Source organism: Paenibacillus sp. OK003, assembly GCF_900109515.1.
Lineage (GTDB): Bacteria > Bacillota > Bacilli > Paenibacillales > Paenibacillaceae > Paenibacillus > Paenibacillus marchantiae.
In genome coordinates this window covers 1-23549 of sequence record NZ_FOBD01000021.1, presented here as the reverse complement: position 1 = coordinate 23549, position 23549 = coordinate 1, and the positions used below count along the sequence as shown (strand labels likewise).

The window sequence follows — 23549 nt, the reverse complement described above, 5'->3', positions numbered from 1 at the left end:
TGCATCGATGGTTAATTCATTCATCCATACTCAGTCCCTGTTACGTTCACGATCATTACTCTGCATCGAACCTGGTTCCTGTTCTAACATTTCCACCTTATCGTCTTCAGCAGCAGGTCGCTTATATACCTTCACTCGAGTAATTCGGAGACGGGTTGATTCTTCCACTTCAAATACATAACCGTTTTGCTCTCGTGTTTTGCCTTTGACCGCACTACCTTCCAATTCCTTGAACAGCCAGCCGCCAATCGTATCGACTTCCTCATCCTCGATGACAGCTCCCGTCCATTCATGGACCTCTTCAATCAGGGAACGACCATCGATGGAAAAGGCTTCTCCACTGCGCTCCATATGCGGACGTTCGTCCTCGAACTCATCATACAGATCACCAACGATCTCTTCCAAAATCTCTTCAGCAGTCAGCAGGCCGGCTGTGCCGCCATATTCGTCAACCACCAGTGTCATCTGGGAGTGCTTTTTCTGCATCAGACGAAGTACATGACTGATCTCCATGGATTCAGGAACATTCAGAATTGGTCGAACAAGCGCAGCCAGATCATGCTGCTGGTCTGGTTCTGCCAGAAGCAGATCGGTAATGTGGATAAATCCGATAATTTCATCCTTATCCTCAACAGCCACAGGGTAACGGGAATGCTTTGTTGCATTAATGATTTTCAGGTTTTCTTCCAGCGACATATGAGTGTACAGACAGTCCATATCCGTACGTGGCAGCATAATTTCACGTGCCAGCATATCCGAGAAATCAAAGATGTTATCCATCAGTTTAATTTCATCCTTATCGATGACACCACTCTTGGCGCTTTGCTTCATCAAAATGCGAAGCTCATCTTCCGAATGGGCCTCCCCTTCGCTGGCGGGTTCAATGCCTGCCAAACGCAGCAGTGCATTGGCTGATGCATTCAGTACCCAGATGAATGGGAAGAAAATTTTATAAAATAACAGCAACGGTGCCGATAGCAGCAAAGCCACTCCGTCTGTTTTTTGAATCGCCAGAGATTTGGGCGCAAGCTCACCCAGCACAATGTGCAGGAACGTAATGATACAGAAACCGATGATGACCGATACCGTGGATATCAGTCCTGTATCCGCTACACCAAGCTTGAACATCAGAGGCTCGACCAGCAATTCGGAAATGGCCGGTTCACCGAGCCAACCTAGCCCCAGCGATGTCAGCGTGATTCCGAACTGGGTTGCCGATAGATAGGCATCCAATTTACCGTTCACCTTCAGTGCATAACCAGCCAACTTATTCCCTTCACTCTGTAATTGAGTGAGGCGTGTTTGTCTAACTTTGACCAGAGAAAACTCCGCTGCGACAAATACGCCATTCAAAAATACGAGCAGAAACACACAGACCAGATTAAATATCAACTGCCCGAGATGAAATTCGGTATGAATACCCAAGTGGAAACTCCCCTTTTTGATCTATTTCAGGAATACACCTGGAATATCAACGTGTAATTGCTTTTCTCGATTTGAAATCCACACCTTTATAATACATATCTGCCACCAGCAGATTTGGACCGCAGCAAGAAGCAGCATCACAATGACAGTTCACTGTCTGATTCAAAGGATGTTCCGCCGACCACTCATGGAATACGTCATCCAGCTTCCGATCACGAATGTTGCCAAACGCCGGGATGTCGGCAAAATCGGTAACATACACGTTCCCGGTGAACATGTTCACGTTAACGCGGTTACGACCATCGGGATCATTACGAACCGTCACTTTAGGCTCGCTATACAGGCGGTTGATCAGTTCGCGATCCTGCTCTGCTGCACTGCATGCAAAGAACGGAAGTGTACCAAACAGCATCCACATATCCTTGTCACGCACATCCAACAAACGATGAATAGCCGCTCTCATATGATCAAGGGAAAGCACTGGCAGGGCAGAAGCAAAATTCGAATTGTACATCGGATGCACTTCATGACGGACACAGCCCATCTCACGGATCAACTGATGAATGCCATCAAGCTTGTCATGGGTACGGAAATTAATCATGGACTCCGCAGAGATAAACATGCCCGCTTCACTGAGCTTACGGGAATTTTCAATCATTTTCTCATACATCTTCACCGCGACTTCCCGCTTTACAGGTCTACCACTGTTGGCAAACCCGACTTGGTGAAAGTCATCAGCATTCAGATAATTGAATGAGATATGCATCACGTCCAGATAAGGCAAAAGTTGCTCGTACCGACGGTAATCCAGCGTCAGATTGGAGTTGATCTGGGAACGAATGCCCCGTTCCTTGGCATATTTGAGGAGCGGAATGATCATTTCATCCACGGTCTTCTGGCTGAAGCTCGGCTCACCACCCGTCAGACTGATCGTCTGAAGGTGCTCAACCTCATCCAGCCTTTTAAGCATCAAAGGCAACGGAAGCGCAGGTGCCTCGCGCATCGTTAACATATCTCCTACCGCACAATGCTCACAGCGCATATTGCACAGATGAGTCACGGTCATTTCTACACTGGTCAGCACATGGCGTCCATATGTACGTAAAGAGCCGATCGGATCCCAAGGATCATTAGTCGGCGATAAAGGCATCGGTTCTACCGATCCTGAGTTTAGCATGGTCATTGTTCTTCACCTTATTCCTTTTATTAACCTAAAAAGTTTTATTTACAACATACCCCGTATTCATCTTTTTGGAGTTATCTTTAATCATAGCACAATTTCCTGTGCTCTGGCATGAGCATGCTCTGTCCATTACATGACAAAAAACGCCCACGTAACATCGGGACAGTTCGGCCCTGATATTACGATATGAGCGTTGAACCGTTCTCCATTGGACGTTCAGGATATCAAAATAATTCGCCACGCGCTGAAGCTGGCGTAGCATCTTCCACACCTTCAACACCTGTAATCATCACAGACAACGCTGTAGTCAGATCGATCTCATAGGGTGCACTTAATGTCTGTCCGTCTGCATCCTTGATAACACGAATGCGTGGTCGTTGCGGAATGCGCGAATGGATGTCTGCAACAACCCCGACCTCCCCTGTACTCAGCGTGACGGAAATACCTAAGGGATAAATGGCTACACAATCACGGAATTTCTCCAGCATTCGCTGTTCATATAGTGTCCCAGAACCCGTGTATAATACTTCCACAGCTTGATGTGGCAGCAAGGCTTGGTTATATACCCGATTGGTTGTCATCGCATCATACGAATCGGCAAGAGCCAACCATTTGGCATACTCATGAATCTCTTTGTCTTTCAAACCAAAAGGATAGCCGCTGCCATCAATTCGTTCATGGTGTTGTAATGCGCAATGGGCAGCCAGGAGCGGTATACCCGGTTCGTCTTTGAGAATACGATGTCCATATGTAGTATGCTGCTGTATGATTTTAAATTCCTCATCACTCAGCCTGGAGGGCTTGTGCAGAATTTCTGGGGCAATCTGTGTTTTTCCAATATCATGTAACAAGGCACCCAGACCAATCTCCATTAATTGCGGACGGGTATAACCCGATGCCACTCCAAGAACCAGGGTGTACACACATACATTGAGAGAATGATTATACAGGTCAAAATCACTGGTGTTCATATTCATCAGCATAATCATCGCTTCCTTCTGACTGCCAATGTCCTCCAGAATGGTATTCATTAACCCGCTAAGTGCTTTTCCGAAGTGTGGGATTCGGCTTTTGGTTTTGAGACCTGACATACTCTGAAACTGTTGTTTGATCTCGACCAGCGCTCTACGCCTGGTCTCTTCCTGCAGCATATCCGGAATGATGATACCCTCAGTTGCTGCATCCGAAATATACACATATCCAATTCCCAGGTCCTTCAGACGTCCAATCAACCGACTGGTCAGCTCCACTCCCTCACTGAGCAGAACCAAACCCTCTTCACTATAAATTCGTTTCCCCAGCTTCATGCCAGGCTGCAATAGGTTTATATGTACTAAACGCACAGCCTATCCTCTCCCGCTCCGTAGATGTAATTTCCACTAGCCGCCGCTACAGCAGAAGGCAAGTACTTGTTAGATTTCATGCCAACGGGATCGCAGGCTGTCATCCAGCGCCCCTGGCCTTTTTAATTCCGTTTCGAGCAGGTCACGTATGAATTCAGGAAGTCGATACGATGTATCCGTTCCAAGAGCAAGAGACGGATAACCTACGTTAAATGTAAACATGTCGAGTGTTCCTACCACATATTCATGTTCATCACGAATCGGCTCGCCCTCAATATATATGCCACGGATTTTCTCGTATGGAGGTGAATCCGGGTCATACTCCACATCAATCCCATCCATACACAACGTTCCTAAAATATCCCCGCGAAATCCAAATCCGATAATCGGTTTACGCGAAAACTCTGACAACAGGGACTGCTCCAGAGCCTCACGAATCTGAATTCCATTCAAGCATATTGTACAGGCATTAATGGGAGATGGACATAGCGAATGTAACATTCCCTTTGTAATATTCCCCTGAGGAAGATCTCCAAGAAGCTGCCCGGCGTTAACAAGAGAGAACTGCGCCCCAGTGAACTGACGAACAGCCTGGGCAAGCAATGACGCAAAGGGAGACTCATGATCGTAATCAATGGTTAGCGTCCTGTCCGTAATAACGGCTGTTTGACCAAGTGCACGCTCAGCTTCCGTCCGGTGTGTGTCTATAGCCAGCGATACGCTTTCTTCGAGCAACATGTTCTGGACCGGAACACAGCCGCTGCTTACCAGTGTAAGTTCGTTCGCTTCATTTTCCCGCTCCAGTACCACCTTACCGAGCCACTGACCAAACTTGCCTGCCGCTCCAAGCACCGTCTGACCAATGATTAATGGTTCTTCCAGTACATGATGTGTATGTCCGCCCAAAATGACATCGATGCCCTGAATCTGTTCAGCCAATCTGCGATCTGTTGAAAGCCCCAGATGGGATAGGATAATGACTACATCCACCTGAGGACGCAAAGCTTCAACCTGCTCACGCAGCGTATCTACCGGGTCCAATACATCCCAGCCCAACAATTCATAAAAAGCGGTAAAGGGTGCTGTAGCACCAAGCAGACCGATGCGAAATGGCCCCTTCTCCAGAATGAGAGAGGATTTCATCCAAACTGGTGGCAGGCCCGTAGCCTGGTCCACAACATTTCCACATACAACAGGACACAGAAGTCCAGAATAAGACTGTGCCAGTTGTTCGGGTGTAAATGTTAGTCCTTCGTTGTTCCCAATCGTTATCGCATCATAAGCGGTCAGATTAATAACATCCACGTTGGCCGCCCCCAGGGTACCTTCCGTCTCAACTGCCATCCGGTCCATATGATCTCCGATATCCACTACCAGAAATTCTCCAGCCTGTTCCTTCTCGTGTCCGATCATGGCGGCGATGGAGCTCATAGAGCCAAAATGACTATGGATGTCATTGGTGTGTAGAATCGTTAACGTTTGCGCCTTCTTGGTGCTCATCACACCGCCTCCCTCTTATCGTCTATAACGTACATTCCTCTAATGGATAAGCATAACATTTTCCGCGTCGTTATGATATATTTATAGGGTTTAGAGATTAAAAAGAGGTGAGTTATTTCCATGAAATTAACAATTCAACTATTTGCAGGCATCGCTGAACGTCTGGGCACATCCCTACTTGAATATGAGTACCCTGGAACTAATCCTACTCCTATGCAATTAAAAGAAAAACTGGGCCTGGCTTACCCTGAAGCGGCTGCTCAAATACGTGTTTCTTTTTTGGCAGTAAACCAGCAGTATGCTTCTGCCGATATTATAATCAAGGCTCAGGATGAACTCGCCTTAATTCCCCCTGTGTCGGGAGGAGATGGTACGAATTTGACTGGTGGCGAACATAGGTCTTCTTATCCTGAGCATCGCACGGATGACGGATTGTTCCTTATCACCCAGTCCCCCTTATCCGTGGAAGCTACAACGGCGCTCGTCATCACGGCAAACCATGGCGCTGCCCTCACCTTTGTTGGCACCACCCGTGAAATGACCGGACAGCAACGAACGGTCCATCTCGAATACGAGGCCTATATACCTATGGCGCTTTCTCAGATGTCAGCGATCGGTAGTGAAATCAATGAACGCTGGCCAGGCGTAAAATGTGCGATTAGTCACCGGATTGGGAAGGTAGACGTAGAGGAGATCAGCGTTGTTATTGCCGTGTCCTCTCCTCATCGCAGTGACTGTTATGATGCAAGCCGCTATGCGATCGAAAGACTCAAACAGAACGTCCCCATCTGGAAAAAAGAAATATGGGAAGATGGTTCCGAGTGGAAAGGTCATCAACTAGGACCCTGGAACCCCACAGACAACTAAATAACTAGTCTTTCGACCTGTTAAACAGGTGACGAAATTAGTAAATAAGTCGTTGTCAACCCATTTTTTTCTTGTTATTATAATCATATGTGTCGATATTAGTCGAGGAAAAGGTGGTTTATACGTGAGAGTGCATGTTACTGATCTTAAAACTGGCGACCTGTTAAAAAATGATGTGTACAACAGTTCGGGTCTCCATATGCTGATGAAAGGTTCCACACTCAGCGACGATGATATTGCCAAGCTGCTGCAGCATGGAATCGATTACGCAGATGTAGAGCATACAACATCTGACCTACACTCTGATGCACAAACCTTACCTTCCGATCAAACCCTTCTGTTAACTAACCTGTTTAACGATACGATCAAAGGTACAGAATCTCTGTTTGGACAAGCGATGGAGAAGGGTTTTATTGATGAGACTCAGGTCGATGAGATTTTGATTACCCTAACGGGCCAGCTTGAAAAACAAAAGGATGTTGTCTCCTTGCTGCTGATGCTTGACGGGGATAACGACTACACCTACAACCATTCCTTACAAGTCGGAATGCTCGCTTTTTATATCGCAGGCTGGATGGGATATAACCCTGAGGATTGTCTAACCGTAGCCAAAGCAGGATATCTTCACGATATCGGCAAATCCAAGATTCCTTCTGAAATGTTACATAAGCCGGGCAAGTTAACACCCGAAGAATTCGAAGAAATGAAGAAACATACGTTATATGGTTATGAGATTGTCAAAGAATCCACTCAGGACGAGATCCTTGCAACCGTTGCCCTTCAGCATCATGAGCGCGAAGATGGAAGCGGCTACCCCTACGGACTGAAAGGCGACGAGATTCATCCATTTGCCCGTATAACGGCTGTAGCTGATGTGTACAGCGCCATGACGACCAATCGGGTGTATCAGACTAAGCAAGAGCTTATCTCCGTGCTATGCGAATTGTACAGCCTGAGCTTCGGTCAGTTGAACGCTGAAGTCACGCAGGAACTCATCAAACATATGCTACCCAACTTTATTGGCAAAAGGGTTCTGCTCACGACCGGCGAAACCGGTCTGATTGTTTTGAACAACCCTGCGGATTATTTCCGCCCACTCGTTCAGACCTCTACAGCCTTCATCGATTTAGCGAGGGAAAGAGATGTAGCTATCGTTGAAATTTATATCCAGTAAGCATTAGCATCTAGGTATGCGCAGCAGCAGTTAGAGTAACCCAAATTTAAGAGAACATCTTATACGTTGGTATGTACGTGAAAAAAGGGAGCCATTGAGGCTTCCCTTTTGTATTCCATTTCGTTCATATCAGATTAAACGTAGAATGCTTTAGTGATGATGACCAACAGAATAAACAGTACCAAGATCGCACCCGTGTTTGTGAATGGGTTGTATCCTATGCCGCCTACGTTGCCACCACAGCCGTATCCAACTTCGCTCATGTGATTGCCTCCTCTTCATCAGGTATACCCTAACATATGACGTTTGCGTTTGAATGAACCGGGCGAACTGGCAACATTCAATAAATGGTTGTCTGCCTGCTTTTGAGTAAAACAAGCTTCACGTATAATCCTGATCTATTAATTAACTTGATGAATTGGAAGATACCTTGATCCCCTTCTCCTTGCGATACATGATGACAAGCAATCTCCAAAAATCATAACTGCCTGTATCGTTCATTATATATGGTTGGTAATAAAGATAAGCTTCCTCAGCCCAGGACGGACAAGCCATACTGGAACTGTTTTTCTGCTGCTGGATCCAGGCCGACTGCGATTTCAGCATCTTCTCCATTGCTGTTAACCGCTCTCTTTCCTCCGTCGTCATTGGCTTCCCCTCCTGTTCTTCAACCGTTGAACTATATTCAGATTGCAAGTAGATCCCTGGATCAACAACACCATTCTCACTAGCTGTATATCCATACAAAGGGGTGCTTGTTTTGCGTACCTCATAATGCACATGCGGACCCGTGCTTTCACCCGTGCTCCCCTGGTTGCCAAGAAGCTGCCCTTGTTTCACTTGCTGTCCAACTTTTACTGCAATTCGGGAAAGGTGAGCATAACAATGCAAGTAGCCCCTGTGATCCTGTACCGCCACCGTAAGCCCGTAACCGCCGAATCCTGAGCCTGTTGCACCTTCCGCAGCAAAACGTACAGTTCCTTCCATAAATGCATGTATGGGGCCATTCCATGGCTCTGTGACGAGATCGATTCCACGATGAAATGTATGTCCGCCAGAAATAGGATGAATACGGTAGCCAAATGAACTCGTAATCCGATATCCCTTAAATGGATTTATGCTCATGCATTCACATCCTTTTCTATCATTAGATGCTTAAATCTAGTAAATGGCTTGTGCTATTGATCTTATTTTATTACAAAAAAGAACCGCTCAGAATGTTATTGGTCCCAACCCTGCGGTCTTTTCCAATAATGTATATTCCAAGCGGTGTTATAGATTATAGACCAGTTACAATAAATCTGCTCTCTATCGTTCTAAACGCAAGATTAAGGTTGGACACGCTTATAAATAACTCCAAGCTGATCAATCTCCTGGTCGGCTCTTCCATAAAACCCGGCGATATACCATCCCGCAGGGGCGTTCAAAATGATCTGCTCTGAAGTTTTCTGACCCCCTGCAATTTTATTGCCAAGATTGGTGGATAACTCCACGTAAAAGATTCGTTTATCTCCATTTCGTGTACCCTGACCAATCGTCGCCTGAGTTAAGTACTCTCCATCTGCCAGATTCAGTGTGGCTGTGTTCGATTTGCCGCCATGAGTCAGATCTGTTCCGTCTTTGTACAAGGTTGAAATGCCGTCTACACGATTACCTGAGTTGAGCACAACGGAGGCAGGTCTGGCATCAGGAATATGATTCAGATCATTAAAACCAGTCCCTCCTGATCCGCCAATCGTTGAACTAAGTTCGTACTGAGCAGATGTACTGTATACGAATTCTGCTGTGATCGGATAATGATCAGAGAGCTGTTTTCCATTCGGGTCAACAAACGTTTGGTCTTCCAAGCGGTAGCTCGCTGCATTAAGAGACAAAGCTTTGCTTCCGCGATACAAAATTTTATCCACAATCTCATAGTTCGGGCCATTTAAATTCGTTGTATCCATAAGTGCTTCACCATCAGCGGGAATATTTCCACCCCGGATCAAATCGATCCACGGATCTCTTAGTCCATTTTCAGACATGAGAAGCTCGATATTGTCCGCCGCACGGGTATACCGTGTATTGGTATCTCCAAATACGATGACCGCGTTACCATCCGAATGTTCTTTTATGTAATTGGAGAGTTGTTTAATATTATCTCGTCTTGCCTCAAGCGACTTATCATCGCTGCCCGCGTCCGCATGCAAATTGTACACGTCCACCTTCACCTGAGGAGCAATCTCATAAGTTGCTGCTGTAAATCCTTTAGGTGTCAGTTCATCACTTCCATTGTCAAAGATACCGGATCTCTTATCCCAGGTAATACGCTTCAAATCGCGGAATGCATACCTGGATAAGCTGTTCAATCCACTGCCAAAACCCGCAACCCCGCTTGTTTTGGTCAAATACGACAAGGTTACTTGGGATATCAGATCCTGGTGATAATTAAAATCCTCTTGTACATTAACGATGTCATAGTCGTTTAATTTGGGGGAGATCTGAACGGTGTACTCCCCAGGATTAGAGCTGGATACAAGATCCGGAAGACCACCTACATTATAACTAAGGATGTTAAAAGACCCAGTTACTGTTTCCCCTGCTGCTGCACTTACTGTTGATGAAAATAGTGGCAAACTGCTGAAAGTAACAAGTGCAGATAATAACAGGGCTGCCCCCCTCTTGGCCAATTGCTGTCTCATTATGTTATCCCTCCTCATATTTATATCTATTCAAATATATGTAACATTTATTAACAGAAGAATAACTCTGGTCTAGTCCTATGTTTAATTAGATCCTCTTGGATGGATAAAAAAAGATCGAGGGATATCTCCCTCGATCTCTTTTGCTTCAATACACGATCACCTGAAACGAAGTCGGCATAACATCAGCACGCTCCATATTCCAAGGTTCCGAAAAGCCTAGGCTATTACGGCAGATTAACCGATACTGCCTTCCATTTCAAACTTGATCAATCTGTTCATCTCTACCGCATATTCCATCGGCAATTCCTTCGTGAATGGTTCAATGAAGCCCATGATGATCATCTGTGTAGCTTCTGCATCAGTCAAACCACGGCTCATCAGGTAGAAGAGCTGATCCTCGGACACTTTGGATACCGTAGCTTCATGCTCCAGCATGATGTTATCATTCATGATTTCATTGTAAGGAATTGTATCGGATGTGGACTCATTATCCAGAATGAGTGTATCACATTTGATATTGGATTTTGCACCTTCCGCTTGGCGACCAAAGGAAGCCAGACCACGGTAGGTTACTTTACCACCATGTTTACTGATCGACTTGGATACAATCGTTGATGTTGTATCTGGAGCCAAGTGAATCATTTTCGCGCCTGCATCCTGATGCTGATTTTTACCAGCTACAGCGATAGACAGAACCGAACCTTTAGCTCCGCGGCCTTTCAGTACAACTGCTGGATATTTCATCGTCAGTTTGGAACCGATGTTGCCATCGACCCATTCCATCGTTGCATTTTCTTCAGCAACCGCACGTTTAGTAACCAGGTTGTAGATGTTTGGTGCCCAGTTTTGAATTGTTGTGTAACGAACACGGGCATTTTTCTTACAGATGATCTCAACGACCGCACTGTGCAGTGAGTTCGTGCTGTAGATTGGAGCTGTACAGCCCTCTACATAGTGAACGAAGCTGTCTTCGTCCGCAATGATGAGTGTACGCTCGAATTGTCCCATATTTTCGGAGTTAATCCGGAAATAGGCTTGCAGAGGCACTTCACATTTTACGCCTTTAGGCACGTAGATGAAGCTTCCTCCGGACCAAACGGCACTGTTCAATGCAGCGAATTTGTTATCTGCTGGTGGAATAACGGTTGCGAAATATTCACGCAGGATTTCCGGATGCTCTCTAAGTGCAGTATCCGTATCCATGAAGATTACGCCCTGATCTTCCAATTCTTTTTGCATGTTGTGGTATACAACCTCGGACTCATACTGAGCTGATACACCTGCGAGGAACTTTTGCTCCGCTTCAGGGATACCCAGTTTATCAAAAGTTTCCTTGATTTCGGAAGGAACCTCTTCCCATGTTTTTCCTTGCTTGTCAGAAGCACGAACATAATACTGAATTTCATTGAAATCCAACCCGTCTAGATCTCCGCCCCATTTCGGCATCGGCATCTTTTCGAATTGTTTCAGGGATTTCAAACGGAATTCCAACATCCATTCCGGTTCGTTCTTGATTTTGGAAATCTCCGTAACGACTTCTGCAGTCAGACCTTTACCGGTTTGAAAGATGGATTTGTGTTCGTCACGAAAACCATATTTATACTCTTCCATTTCTGGTGCTTTTTTAGCCATCTTGCTCTACCTCCCTATCGTTATTGTACATTGTCTTCTTCGTCAATTCCTTTGCGTAGTGCATTCCAGGCCAATGTGGCACATTTGATGCGTGCAGGGAACTTGTTCACACCGGATAGGGCTTCGAGATCTTCATAATCGTCGAAATCGACTTCTTCCCCTTTCATCAGTGAGGAAAAACGGTTAGCCATGTCGAGTGCCTGATCCATCGTTTTGCCTTTGACTGCCTCGGTCATCATTGATGCCGAGGACATGCTGATGGAACAACCTTCCCCCGTATACTTGGCTTCCTGAACGATTCCGTCTTTCAGTAAAAGTTGCAGTGAAATCCGGTCGCCGCACGTTGGATTGTTCAAATTCACCGTGACAGCTTCATTATCAAACGTTCCGCGGTTCCGCGGGTTTTTGTAGTGGTCCATTATGACACGCCGGTACAGATCATCAAGTTGCATCGCCAAAATACTCCTTTGTCTGGATTAAGGCGCTGACAAGCCGGTCCACATCTTGTTCGTTATTGTATAGATAGAAACTGGCACGAGCTGTTGAACTGACTTCCAGCCAGCGCATCAGCGGTTGGCAGCAGTGGTGTCCGGCACGAATGGCTACGCCACTTGCATCCAGCACAGTTGCCACATCATGCGGGTGTACATCACCGAGGTTAAATGTAACCACTCCGACATGACGCTTGGCTGGTCCATAAATGGTCAGTCCATCAATCTCGGCCATACGTTCCGTTGCATAAGCTGCCAGCACACTTTCATGATGAGCAATCTCATCCATGCCAATCTGCTCCAGGAAATCAATGGCTGCACCCAATCCTACCGCACCTGCGATAATCGGAGTGCCACCTTCGAATTTCCAAGGAAGCTCTTTCCAATTGGACTCGTAGAGACCCACATCATCAATCATTTCACCGCCGAACTCAACCGGCTCCATGGACTCCAGCAGCGCCTTTTTGCCGTAAAGTGCACCGATCCCGGTTGGTCCGCACATTTTATGGCCGGATAATGCGTAGAAATCACAGTCTAGATCCTGCACATCCACCTTCATGTGCGGTGTGCTCTGTGCGCCATCCACAACGATGACAGCACCTTTGCGGTGTGCAATTTCAGCGATTTGTTTTACCGGATGAACAACACCCATAACATTGGATACATACGCGATTGCTACAATTTTAGTATTGTTCGTAATCGTCTTATCCACGTCAGCCAAATCAATGTTGCCATCCGGCTGTAGCGGAATGTATTTCAATGTCGCTCCCGTTTCCTTGGCTACCTGCTGCCATGGAATCAGATTGCTATGGTGCTCCATCTGCGTAATAACAATCTCATCGCCTTCTTTGCAGACTGAGCGTCCGTAGGACGAAGCCACCAAATTCAAAGCGGTCGTTGTCCCACGGGTGAAAATAATCTCCTGTGTGCGCCGTGCATTGATAAACTTGGCAACCTTCTCACGTGCGCCTTCATAAGCATCCGTTGCACGACTTCCAAGCGTATGAACACCACGATGCACATTGGAGTTCTCATATTCATAATAATGTTTAATCGCTTCGATTACAGCCAGCGGCTTCTGGGAAGTCGCTGCGTTATCTAGGTATACGAGCGGGTGTCCGTTGATTTCCTGGTGGAGGATCGGGAACTGCTCGCGGATAGCCGGGTTCATTGTCCCAGTTTCCGTTCGATGAGAGACTGCAATTGGGTACGCAGTGCTTCCAGAGGAATATCCGCCACCACCGGAGCCAGGAAGCCGTAAATGATCAGGCGTTCCGCATCCTTACGGTTAATCCCGCGCGACATCAAGTAATGAATTTGCTCCACATTGACTTGACCTACAGAAGCCGCGTGACCAGCTGTTACATCATCCTCATCAATGAGAAGGATTGGGTTGGCGTCTCCACGTGCTTTCGGGCTCAGCATCAGTACTTTCTCTGTTTGCTGTCCGTCCGCTTTAGTAGCGCCTTTCTCAATCTTCGTGATTCCGTTAATGATTGCAGAAGCCTCTTCACGCATAACTGCACGTGTAATCATCTGACTTGGCGTGTTTTTGCCGAAGTGACGAGCTTCTGTTGTGTAGTTCAGTTTTTGGGAACCGGAACCTACTGCGATAACTTTGGAATCGGAGCTTGAGCCGTTCCCTTTAAGAACCGTCATCGTGTTGCTTGCAGTATCACCATTGTTCATCTCACCAACGATCCACTCAATCGAACCGTCATTCTCCACCACTGCACGGCGGAAAGATACGTCAGTAACACTTGTGCTCAGTTGATGAACTGATGCGAAGCGAACTTTGGCACCAGCTTTCACGAATACTTCCACAACACCGTTATGGAATACAGGTGAAGACAGTTCGCCAGATACGTAGTTATCCACATAAGTAACGGAGCTATTGGACTCAGCAACGACAAGCACGTGCGGTGCAAACGTTGCAGTAGCATCATCTGTGAGCAGTACCGCTTGCAGCGGAACTTCAATCTCTACGTTTTTCGGAACATAAAGGAATACCCCGCCGTTCCAAAGTGCTGCATGCAGTGCTGCAAGAGAATGCTCATCTGCTTTTACAGCCGTATTCAGATATGGTTTTACCAGATCGCTATGTTCGCGAACCGCTGTAGCAAGATCCGTGAAGATCACTCCTTTTGCTGCAAGATCAGCAGACAACTTGGAGTATACCGTACCGGAATTACGCTGGATAACCAGACTGCCTTCCGCTTGGTCCTTAACCAGATCTTTAATGGAAGCTGGTACTTCCTCAAGGGAAGCAATCGCTTCACTAGCTTTATATGTTCCGTACTCGCTGACATTCCAGCGTTCGATTTTTTGTTTTTCCAGTTTAGGAAGCGCAAGCCCACTTGCTAGCTTAAGGGCTTCGAGCCGCTGCTCGGTCAACCAGCCGGGTTCATTGTTGCTTTCCGACAAGGCGCGAAGCGCTTCAGATTCAACCGGAAGAATTGTTTGTGTAGTCATTGATTATCCTCCTCCGTTTTGTCTTTACGCTTCTTGACCTACAGTTTCGTCTGTAATTCCCAGCTCTTCCTTAACCCAGTCATATCCTTCAGCTTCCAGACGGTGAGCCAGTTCTGGTCCGCCGGACTTCACGATACGACCTTGCATCATTACGTGCACGTAGTCAGGAGTAATGTAGTTCAACAGGCGTTGATAGTGAGTGATAATCAGGAATCCGCGATCTTCGCTCTTCATTGCGTTTACACCGTTTGCCACGATTTTCAGAGCATCGATATCCAGACCGGAGTCAATTTCATCGAGTACTACGATCTTTGGATCAAGCAGCATCATTTGCAAAATTTCATTACGTTTTTTCTCACCACCGGAGAAACCTTCGTTCAGGTAACGGTGAGCAAACTCAGGATTCATGTCGAGTTCTTTCATTTTACCTTCCATTTGGCGAATGAACTTGATCAAAGAGATCTCGTTGCCTTCACCACGACGTGCATTGATTGCGCTACGCAGGAAGTCAGAATTCGTTACACCAGCAATTTCACTCGGGTATTGCATAGCCAGGAACAGACCTGCACGAGCACGCTCGTCTACAGCCATATCCAGTACATCTTCACCATCAAGTGTAATCGTACCTTCTGTTACTTCATATTTAGGGTGCCCCATAAGTGCAGAAGCCAGAGTTGATTTACCAGTTCCGTTCGGACCCATGATTGCGTGGATTTCTCCACCCTTCATTTCCAGGTTGATGCCTTTCAGGATTTCCTTACCTTCGATCGTCGCTTTCAGACCTTCAATGACGAAATTCGTAGCCATGTGTATTGTTTCCCTCCATTGATTAAATTGATGTTTACTGTCGAAAACGAAAAAGCACCTATTAATATCTGAACAGGGCTTCCCCTGAATTTCTCCTGTACTCCAATCTCCAAAGCAAGAATCACTTTAGAATAATTCTAAACTGATTCTCAATGATTATCAAGTCATTTCCTAAGAACTCTTGTCCCTTACAGGAAACATTATTCTATCTGATTCTATAATAAAAGCAAGATTGAATCAAATGACAAAACTTCTTCGTCATAAATAGACAGTGAGAAAAATCACAGGGATTCAATCTTTTATCCAATCTGCTCCTCTCAACCGAAAAAGGACCTATCCATATCATGGACAAGTCCTTCCGATAAATAACATTACATTTTGAGCATCTCGTTAATCTTCTGTACCTGTTCGTCAAAATCCGCAACGTCCAGCACCGGCGTCATTTCGCGCGGCACCGGACCATTCGGAATGGAAATCCAAGAACGGCATCCGTTGTATTCAGGTAATACGGGAATCTCCATCGGTTCCTTCAAACGGTACACTCGGAGTATCAATACGTGGAGTGGATCTTTGCGTTTCCACTTTAGGCGATCTTCGGCAAAATCCGCAGTCCACATATGAAAGTCAAGAAGTCGATCCAGCATCTCCTGATTTCTGATCTCCAAATCCTGTGTCACTTCAGCATATGCTGTGAGACGGATCGTCGAAGCTTCAGGCACCCATTCGGCCAGTGATTCCTCAACATAGAAATGATCAGAGGACTTTATCAGTTCTTTACGCTGATGTTCATAAGTCGGATACAGATAGAACGCTGGACTTTTCAACTCAAAACGTCGGGTTTCCTCCACAATCCCGCCTTTGCGCATCACCATAATCTGGCGACCCGTTTCCAGCGCTTTGATTGCGGAGGCCCATTCTTTTAATGCCGGTATCGTTGTGCCTATCATAAAGTTCTCCTCCCGAAGTCAGTCTTGGCAGCAGTATAGACGCTCGGCGTCGTCCTGGCAACGTGAAAGATCGGTTAGAGTAACTGTATGGTTTATAAGCCAACAAACTCGATAAATGCGGATGGAATTAGCCCAAGAAAGAGCGAAGCATCCACATATGTTTCTCCAAATCAGCCTTGAAGCCTGTCAGCATATCGGATGTTGGTTGATCTTCAGCAGCGTCAGCCACTTCAATACCTTCCTGGTACTCGTTCGACAATGTAGCAAAATCCTCGATCAGATTCTGTACCATTGTGTTGGCATCTTCGCCACCAGCTGCTTCTTGAATGGAGGACAGCTCAAGATATTCTTTCATCGTAGCCGCTGGGCTCCCTTTGAGGGTAAGAATACGTTCAGCGATTTCATCCATTTGTACAGTCACTTCATTGTAGAATTCTTCGAATTTCACGTGCAGTGTGAAAAAGTTAGGTCCTTTTACATACCAGTGATAGTTATGAATTTTAACATACAGGACGTTCAGGTTCGCCACCTGACGATTAAGTACTTGTTCCACCGATTTTGCTTGATCTGTTTTGTTTTTTGTAGCCATCTTAATCCCATCCTTTTATTATAAAATTAGTCTGACATTCACGATAAGCAGGTTATCCTGCCGTAAATGACAGAGATTTAACAGTTCGGCACCACCAGTGGTGGGGAGCCTTGTCGGCGGTATTTCTGTCAACCGTCCGGCCTATTTGTTTTTACCCGTACACCGGAAGTTCGAAACAAGTCCAGTATGGGCTGTCTCAAAAAAAGGGTACAAAAGCACAGTTATTTCCGATATACTGACATATACCAAGCAAAGAAGTGGGTTTTCCTGTTTCTTCATATATATGGAGGTGGCATTCTTGTCCCAATATCGCCCTTTAACACCCCAGGATGCAATCGAACTGGCCAAAACATTACCGGGTCCGTTTGCGGCAGATGCGAATCTGGAATGTCGTGAGATCGGTGACGGCAATCTGAATTTGGTCTTCCATATCACGGATCAGAACTCCGATAAAAGTATCATTATCAAACAAGCTCTTCCTTATGCGAAAGTGGTCGGAGAATCATGGCCATTGTCTCTGGTACGTGCCAGAATTGAACGGGAAATCCTGCAGGAAGAGTATCGTTTATGTCCGGGAATGGTGCCTGAAGTGTACCATTATGATGATGATCTCGCCTTAACCGTGATGGAGGATTTGAGCGATCATGTGATTATGCGTAAAGGCCTCATCGATGGCGGAACATATCCTCTTTTTGCGGAACATATCGGGGAGTTCATGGCGAGAACATTGTTTTTCACATCAGATCTTGGCATGAACCAGCAATTGAAGAAGGAGAAACAGGGCAGATTCGTCAATCCGGATCAATGTAAAATAACCGAGGATCTGATCTTTGATGAACCGTATCGCATTGCGGAGAAAAATAATTATGAGGTTGCCATTGAAGATGAAGCAGAAGCACTTCGCACAGATGGAGAACTTCATCTTGAAGTAGCTTTGCTGCGCGAGAAATTTCTCACCCATGGTCAAGCTCTACTTCATGGTGATTTGCATACAGGCAGTATTTTTGTCACACCTGAATCCACGAAAGTCATTGATCCCGAATTTGCCTATTTCGGCCCAATGGGATTCGATGTAGGAGCCGTGCTTGCCAATCTGCTTCTACATTACGCCTCGCTGCCAGGTCGAATTCAGGATCAAATGGCTCTTCATGAGCGTGAAACGGTTTTGCTGGATATGGTTCGTGACGTATGGACTGAATTCGAATCCCGCTTCCGGGGTCTGTGGACTTCCGACCTGATTGATCCTATGGCTAAGGCGCCTGGATACCAAGATCTTTATGTTCAACAATTATTCAGAGATTCTGCTGGCTTTGCTGGCGCGAAAATGGTTCGCCGTATTGTTGGACTTGCGCATGTCGCAGATATCGATACGATTGAAGATGCAACACAACGTGAACGTGCCCAGCGCAAAGCGTTGGCAATCGGTAAAGCACTTATCAAGCGTAATCGCAATCTGAATACCATTGGTGAACTTCTAGATACAGTAGCTACTGCGGTTACTTCTATTAAAGCCTGACTCAAAGAATGCATATGACTTAACTCAAGGAACGGAGGAACATCCATGACAACCCCTGAACATCAGCCTCTGTCCTCCCTTATATGGAAACAGGACAAGCTTGAAATGCTTGACCAGCGTTTGCTGCCTGAAACGATTCTTATGCTGAAACTATACACGCCCGAAGAGGTATGGGAATCCATCCACTCGATGAAAGTACGCGGTGCTCCGGCGATCGGGATTGCTGCTGCATTCGGCGTCGTACTAGGTGCCAAAGCATATGACGGACTTGCCATACAAGGCTGGCTGGATCACGTAAAATCCATCTGTGCTCATCTTGCGACTTCCCGTCCAACGGCCGTGAACCTGTTCTGGGCGCTGGATCGTATGATGCAAAAAGCCAGTGACCTTGCTGAATCCGGTGCAAGCATTGAAGTTAGCAATGCTGCTCTTGAAGCGGAAGCTCTCTTGATTCAGAAAGAAGACGAAGAAGTTTGTCGCCTTATCGGTGAAAATGCTCTTCCTTTGTTCGCAGACGGTATGGGTGTACTTACCCACTGTAATGCAGGCGGACTTGCGACCGCAAAATACGGAACGGCGACTGCACCGATGTACCTCGCTCACGAGCGTGGCATCAACCTGAAAGTATTTGCAGACGAAACGCGTCCTGTCCTTCAGGGTGCACGCCTTACGGCCTTCGAGCTTCAGCAAGCCGGTATTGACGTTACTCTGATCTGCGACAACATGGCAGGCATGGTCATGTCCAAAGGCTGGATTCAGGCCGTTATCGTGGGTACAGACCGCGTCGCTGCCAATGGGGATGTAGCTAACAAAATCGGAACGTACAGCGTAGCGGTCCTTGCCAAAGCGCACAACATTCCTTTCTATGTAGCCAGCCCGCTGTCCACCATAGACCTGTCTACGCCATCCGGAGATCTCATTCCGATTGAGGAACGTGCTGCGGAGGAAGTAACCGAAGGTTTTGGCAAACGTACGGCACCACAAGGTGTGAAAGTATTCAACCCGGCGTTTGACGTCACACCTAACGAATATGTAACCGCCATTATTACAGAAAAAGGTGTCGTTCGCGCTCCTTTCAAAGAGAATCTGGCTGCCTTGTTCGCCAAGGATGAAGCTTAATTAGTGGAAGCATATTTTATCGTTTGAAATCGGATGGGTATATGTAAATTAAAGAGAGGGCTTCCAAGTAGGGGAGCCCTCTCTTTAATTGTTGATTATTCGGGGATTAGATCATCTTGAGCAATGCTTCTACACCCGTCATGCCAACCGTAATGCCCATAGCCTCGGCTTCCGTGGTCACCGACTCCATAGGTGCATGCAGCAGCTGTTCCAATGTGCGCACGCCAACCGCCCGAGCTGCAATAATTTTGCGATCCCCAAGCTTCTCATTAAGTAATCCCACATCCAGTGCTCCGCACATGATATATCCTTTGGATGTATTAATCGTCAGTAATGTCGTTTTGGGCAGCTTTACCTCTACCCCGACCAACACATGCTCTCCAACCACAATCGGCTCCATCGTCACCATAATTTCCCGATACACCTCCTCTTCCACAGGTCACGATAATTGTATGCCTCATTCTGGATAGCGGTGTGGACACCTGCGGAAAAGGATTGGAAAGACATATGGTTTTACTTGAATTAGACTAAGTGATTTGCTCATTTTCTATGTCTCCAGCACTATGATTATTGCCTTTTTAATGATATAGTGTATTGAAGCATGTTTTTGCTGACATATCTTTTAACGGGGCTGGGATCAATGAAAGAAACCTTATCCAACGAAGAAGAAATCGGCTTTTTATTCAATGTCGATATTCTTATTAAGAGCCGCTCGAATGCATTGGCACTGCAGTCCCTGTTGGAGTTCATAAACAAAGAGGAACAAATTGCGGACTTCCGGATTCAATCCGGCATAGAGCTTGGCAAAATTATTGAAGTGACACTGCAGTCCAAAAAGGACTCATTCGCCTTTCTTCATAAAGAAAGAAAAAAATCACAATCCAATGCAAAACAAAAAAGCTCATCACCAAATCAAGCGACGGCTTCAACCGTTCCAGTCACACCACAGAGTGAAATTGAAACACCTGCTTCCCAGAAAGCTCCTTCAACCGAAGCGCCCAACATTACCAACGCAAATTCATTCGATGTATGGATTGATACCCTGATCAAAGAAAACCGTCTTACTCGGATCGTTGTGAACAACAAAAATGGCAGACATCAGAGCATTCCATGCCGCATTTTGAATTTTGATCGGGACAACAGCATTGTAAGCGTCTACCATGTGGATGAAAAACAAGTGTATACGTTCCGAACCAATGAAATTGATGAGTTTCTTTAACTCAATGAACATTCAAACAAAAAGCAACTTACGGGGGAATTCCATAACTTTTCCCATGCAAGTTGCTTTTTTAGCTATTCATTCCTGTAACAATGAGCTGGTACATCTTAGTTAGCCTTAGCTATGCCCAGCCATTGTAAATCATCATGAGCGATCTCTTCCCCGCTGCCACACGTCTATGGCTAATAACAACCATCCGACAATAAAGGCTACCCCACCGATCGGCGTGATGGCTCCCAATATTTTAATACCTGAAATACTCAATACATACAGACTGCCCGAGAATATGATAATTCCGATAAACAGCAGGCGTGCTGCCCACTTGAGCTTGGTGGACGGTCCAAGTTGACCCGCTGTAAGACCAATAATCAGCAGTGCAATTGCATGTATCATGTGGTACTGCACTCCAGTTTCATATACGGCTATGGCGTCTGCACCAATTTTTTCCTTGAGCATATGTGCACCAAACGCACCAATAGCTACCGAAAGCATTGTCAGTACAGCACCAAGCATCATCCATTTCCGTTGCATTTGCCTTCTCTCCCTTAATTCATCTCTCAACTATCCATTTTAGCGAATCCTTGCAGTGTTTACCAGCCAGCTACGATGCGGAAGGCATTCATATGTCTGGTTATATATACTTTGCTTCGCTTTTGCCTCAAAATCGACGAAAACTGGCGTGAAACCTTGATTTTTATCGATTTTTATGGAAAAGTAAAAAGGAATGCCTTCATTCTCTTGATTAGAATCATAATACCCGGATAAGGTTAATTACACTCATGACCACGATTAAGGGAGGGATAAACCATTTATGGATAATCAAAATAACCAGAATAACAATAATCCTTATCAATCCAGTTCCGGCACGAATTATTCAGATCCCAATCATGACAACCTGTTTACACCTTCCCCCTCCGCCCTTGAAGATCCATCCATGGGTCGATTGAAGCATTCCGGGCCTGGTATTGCAAGTTTTGTGATTGGATTGGTCTCAATCATTGGTTACATGCTGACTTTTTTTATTGCCACAATGGCTATAAACAGTTCAATTGGCGTTATAGCCACACCGATCCAAGTGGAGGAGATTGCATTACATCCAGCAGTTGTTCTGGCTTCTCTCGCTGTTCTTGTTTGTCTGGTTCTTAATCTGGCTGGAATCATTCTCGGCGTGATTGGGCTTGTTCTCAAAAATCGAAAAAAAGTCTTCGCTATCATTGGAACCATTCTCAGTGGAGCCATGATTCTGACGTTTGCAGGGCTTATCATTGCAGGTATCTATATGATGTAAAAGCGTATATCGCTTGACATTCATTCCTCAAAAATGATAATAAAATAACACTGATTCATCTCAACATGATCCATATGATCTATTCTATTGCCAAATTTTCGTATCCAAAGGAGATTGACATGTCACGAATCAAAATTTTCACGGACAGCACAAGTGATCTGGCCCCAGCATGGATCCAGCAGCACGATATCGGTATCATCTCTTTATATGTCGTGTTCGGTGAGGAATCACTGAAGGACGGTGCTGAAATTAAGCCGGAGCAGCTCTATGAACGTGTAAGCAGGGATGGGCGTCTGCCCAAAACAGCAGCACCTTCACCTGCTGATTTCATGACGGCATTTCAACCTTACATCGAACAAGGGTATGATATCTTATATATCAGCTTGTCCTCTGAACTATCGTCAACCTACCAAAATGCAAAATTGGCCAGTTCCGAATTTCCGGAAGGTCGCATCTCTGTTGTTGATTCTCTGAATCTTTCTTCCGGAATTGGCCTGATGGTCATGAAGGCAGTTCATGCAGCTGAAAAAGGACAGAGCCTGACAGAGATTACACATCTCGTTGAAGCCATCAAACCGAATGTGAGAACTGAGTTTGTCATCGATACGTTGGAGTATCTGTACAAAGGTGGGCGCTGCTCCGGCATGCAAAACCTGATTGGCAGTCTGCTAAAAATCCGCCCCGTCATTCGGGTAGCCGATGGCAAGATGTCTCCTGCCTACAAAGTCCGTGGCAAACGGGAAAAGGCGCTGGAACAAATGCTGCAAAACACACTTAACCGTAAGGAACAGATCGATCGCGATCTCGTTATCGTCGTGCATACTATGGCCGAGGAAGACGCGCTTGATTTGCAAAAGTCTCTGCAGGAGCAGACTGGAGCACGAGTGGAATTAACTACGGCTGGTTGCGTTATATGTAGTCATTGTGGTCCCAAAACGATCGGTATCATTTACAACACGATTTTATAAAAAGGCCTCTCACCACTCAGCATGTTTCTTTAATAGTTAGTATCACGCCTGCTGAAACATCAAAGTTCAAGCCAGAAAGGGCATTCCAAGCTACCGTAGTAAAATGTACCCTATAAGATAGACACTTTAAAAAAGGTCATCTTGTAGGGGCTTTTTGTGTACAATGAATAAAAAACGAGCGGTGGTCAAGCAGATGTCAAAAAAATACTTTACAACTCAAGAGCAAGATCAGTTAAGAAGAAATCCCTATGTGAAAAATGTCAGCGCTAAAGCTATTACGTACACGGATGCGTTCAAAGAACGATTTATTCAAGAATACAGTCAG

Annotated in this window: 24 protein-coding genes; 8 read left to right on the top strand and 16 right to left on the bottom strand. The window is 45.8% G+C overall.

All coding sequences use genetic code 11. The features are described 5' to 3' along the window. Positions 1–30 precede the first annotated feature (30 nt). The 4 genes from BMW94_RS25580 to BMW94_RS25565 form a co-directional block, all read right to left on the bottom strand. Positions 31–1425: a hemolysin family protein gene (locus tag BMW94_RS25580; protein WP_254790365.1), complete on the bottom strand. Its 1395-nt coding sequence runs from the start codon at positions 1423–1425 to the stop codon at positions 31–33. 46 nt (positions 1426–1471) lie between these two features. Continuing rightward, complete coding sequence (gene yfkAB, locus BMW94_RS25575) at positions 1472–2608, bottom strand: radical SAM/CxCxxxxC motif protein YfkAB (protein WP_091001591.1); 1137 nt, start codon at positions 2606–2608, stop codon at positions 1472–1474. Positions 2609–2832: 224 nt separating this feature from the next. Further along, positions 2833–3951, bottom strand: coding sequence for an HD-GYP domain-containing protein (locus BMW94_RS25570; protein WP_091001590.1), 1119 nt, complete (start codon positions 3949–3951; stop codon positions 2833–2835). A 69-nt stretch (positions 3952–4020) separates the two neighbouring features. Then, positions 4021–5451, bottom strand: a complete 1431-nt coding sequence (locus BMW94_RS25565; protein WP_091001589.1) for a bifunctional metallophosphatase/5'-nucleotidase — start codon at positions 5449–5451, stop codon at positions 4021–4023. 120 nt (positions 5452–5571) lie between these two features. Between BMW94_RS25565 and BMW94_RS31185 the strand changes: the two genes are divergently transcribed. Together BMW94_RS31185 and BMW94_RS25555 are read left to right on the top strand one after the other, a co-directional pair. Continuing rightward, positions 5572–6318 (top strand): molybdenum cofactor biosynthesis protein, encoded by a 747-nt coding sequence (locus tag BMW94_RS31185; RefSeq protein ID WP_091001588.1) that lies wholly within the window; start codon positions 5572–5574, stop codon positions 6316–6318. Between the two features lie 124 nt (positions 6319–6442). Continuing rightward, complete coding sequence (locus tag BMW94_RS25555) at positions 6443–7492, top strand: HD-GYP domain-containing protein (protein WP_091001587.1); 1050 nt, start codon at positions 6443–6445, stop codon at positions 7490–7492. A gap of 134 nt (positions 7493–7626) precedes the next feature. On the opposite strand, the gene BMW94_RS30775 is transcribed toward BMW94_RS25555, so the two are convergent. The 10 genes from BMW94_RS30775 to BMW94_RS25510 form a co-directional block, all read right to left on the bottom strand. Beyond that, positions 7627–7755 carry a YjcZ family sporulation protein gene (locus tag BMW94_RS30775; RefSeq protein WP_217648203.1) on the bottom strand — a complete coding sequence of 43 codons (129 nt, stop codon included), beginning with the start codon at positions 7753–7755 and terminating at the stop codon, positions 7627–7629. 142 nt (positions 7756–7897) lie between these two features. Next, entirely contained in the window at positions 7898–8617 is a 720-nt protein-coding gene (locus BMW94_RS31180; RefSeq protein ID WP_091001586.1) for a M23 family metallopeptidase, read from the bottom strand. Positions 8618–8820: 203 nt separating this feature from the next. After that, the gene (locus BMW94_RS25545) at positions 8821–10173 is read right to left on the bottom strand and encodes a jacalin-like lectin (RefSeq protein WP_091001585.1); all 1353 of its coding nucleotides are present in this window, start codon (positions 10171–10173) and stop codon (positions 8821–8823) included. A gap of 237 nt (positions 10174–10410) precedes the next feature. Continuing rightward, on the bottom strand, positions 10411–11808 hold the full coding sequence (gene sufB, locus BMW94_RS25540; protein WP_024629097.1) for a Fe-S cluster assembly protein SufB: 1398 nt from the start codon (positions 11806–11808) through the stop codon (positions 10411–10413). Between the two features lie 20 nt (positions 11809–11828). Then, the gene (sufU, locus tag BMW94_RS25535) at positions 11829–12260 is read right to left on the bottom strand and encodes a Fe-S cluster assembly sulfur transfer protein SufU (protein ID WP_063564289.1); all 432 of its coding nucleotides are present in this window, start codon (positions 12258–12260) and stop codon (positions 11829–11831) included. Beyond that, on the bottom strand, positions 12250–13470 hold the full coding sequence (locus tag BMW94_RS25530) for a cysteine desulfurase (RefSeq protein WP_091001584.1): 1221 nt from the start codon (positions 13468–13470) through the stop codon (positions 12250–12252). The genes sufU and BMW94_RS25530 overlap by 11 nt, the downstream gene beginning before the upstream one ends. Next, entirely contained in the window at positions 13467–14771 is a 1305-nt protein-coding gene (sufD, locus tag BMW94_RS25525; protein WP_091001583.1) for a Fe-S cluster assembly protein SufD, read from the bottom strand. The genes BMW94_RS25530 and sufD overlap by 4 nt, the downstream gene beginning before the upstream one ends. Positions 14772–14795: 24 nt before the next feature. Beyond that, positions 14796–15578, bottom strand: a complete 783-nt coding sequence (gene sufC, locus BMW94_RS25520) for a Fe-S cluster assembly ATPase SufC (protein ID WP_090895331.1) — start codon at positions 15576–15578, stop codon at positions 14796–14798. Between the two features lie 371 nt (positions 15579–15949). Further along, positions 15950–16525: a DUF1802 family protein gene (locus tag BMW94_RS25515; protein WP_091001582.1), complete on the bottom strand. Its 576-nt coding sequence runs from the start codon at positions 16523–16525 to the stop codon at positions 15950–15952. A 127-nt stretch (positions 16526–16652) separates the two neighbouring features. After that, positions 16653–17114: a Dps family protein gene (locus BMW94_RS25510; protein WP_053780517.1), complete on the bottom strand. Its 462-nt coding sequence runs from the start codon at positions 17112–17114 to the stop codon at positions 16653–16655. Positions 17115–17412: 298 nt separating this feature from the next. Here BMW94_RS25510 and mtnK point away from each other — a divergent pair, with 298 nt between their 5' ends. Both mtnK and mtnA read left to right on the top strand, forming a co-directional pair. Further along, positions 17413–18630, top strand: a complete 1218-nt coding sequence (gene mtnK, locus BMW94_RS25505; RefSeq protein ID WP_091001581.1) for an S-methyl-5-thioribose kinase — start codon at positions 17413–17415, stop codon at positions 18628–18630. Positions 18631–18675: 45 nt separating this feature from the next. Next, entirely contained in the window at positions 18676–19749 is a 1074-nt protein-coding gene (gene mtnA, locus BMW94_RS25500; RefSeq protein ID WP_091001580.1) for an S-methyl-5-thioribose-1-phosphate isomerase, read from the top strand. Between the two features lie 106 nt (positions 19750–19855). Here the strand turns inward: mtnA and BMW94_RS25495 are convergent, their stop codons facing one another. Next, positions 19856–20158: a YunC family protein gene (locus tag BMW94_RS25495; RefSeq protein WP_017689545.1), complete on the bottom strand. Its 303-nt coding sequence runs from the start codon at positions 20156–20158 to the stop codon at positions 19856–19858. Between the two features lie 231 nt (positions 20159–20389). Between BMW94_RS25495 and BMW94_RS25490 the strand changes: the two genes are divergently transcribed. Further along, entirely contained in the window at positions 20390–20968 is a 579-nt protein-coding gene (locus BMW94_RS25490; RefSeq protein WP_091001579.1) for a hypothetical protein, read from the top strand. Between the two features lie 144 nt (positions 20969–21112). On the opposite strand, the gene BMW94_RS25485 is transcribed toward BMW94_RS25490, so the two are convergent. After that, a complete protein-coding gene (locus BMW94_RS25485) occupies positions 21113–21499 on the bottom strand; it encodes a DUF423 domain-containing protein (RefSeq protein WP_091001578.1) in 387 nt (128 codons plus the stop codon). Positions 21500–21779: 280 nt separating this feature from the next. Between BMW94_RS25485 and BMW94_RS25480 the strand changes: the two genes are divergently transcribed. The 3 genes from BMW94_RS25480 to BMW94_RS31395 form a co-directional block, all read left to right on the top strand. Further along, positions 21780–22256: a hypothetical protein gene (locus BMW94_RS25480; protein ID WP_091001577.1), complete on the top strand. Its 477-nt coding sequence runs from the start codon at positions 21780–21782 to the stop codon at positions 22254–22256. Between the two features lie 119 nt (positions 22257–22375). Beyond that, positions 22376–23224 (top strand): DegV family protein, encoded by an 849-nt coding sequence (locus BMW94_RS25475; protein ID WP_091001576.1) that lies wholly within the window; start codon positions 22376–22378, stop codon positions 23222–23224. Positions 23225–23387: 163 nt separating this feature from the next. Beyond that, a partial coding sequence (locus BMW94_RS31395) for an HTH domain-containing protein (RefSeq protein WP_368086919.1) occupies positions 23388–23549 on the top strand: 162 nt, incomplete at its 3' end.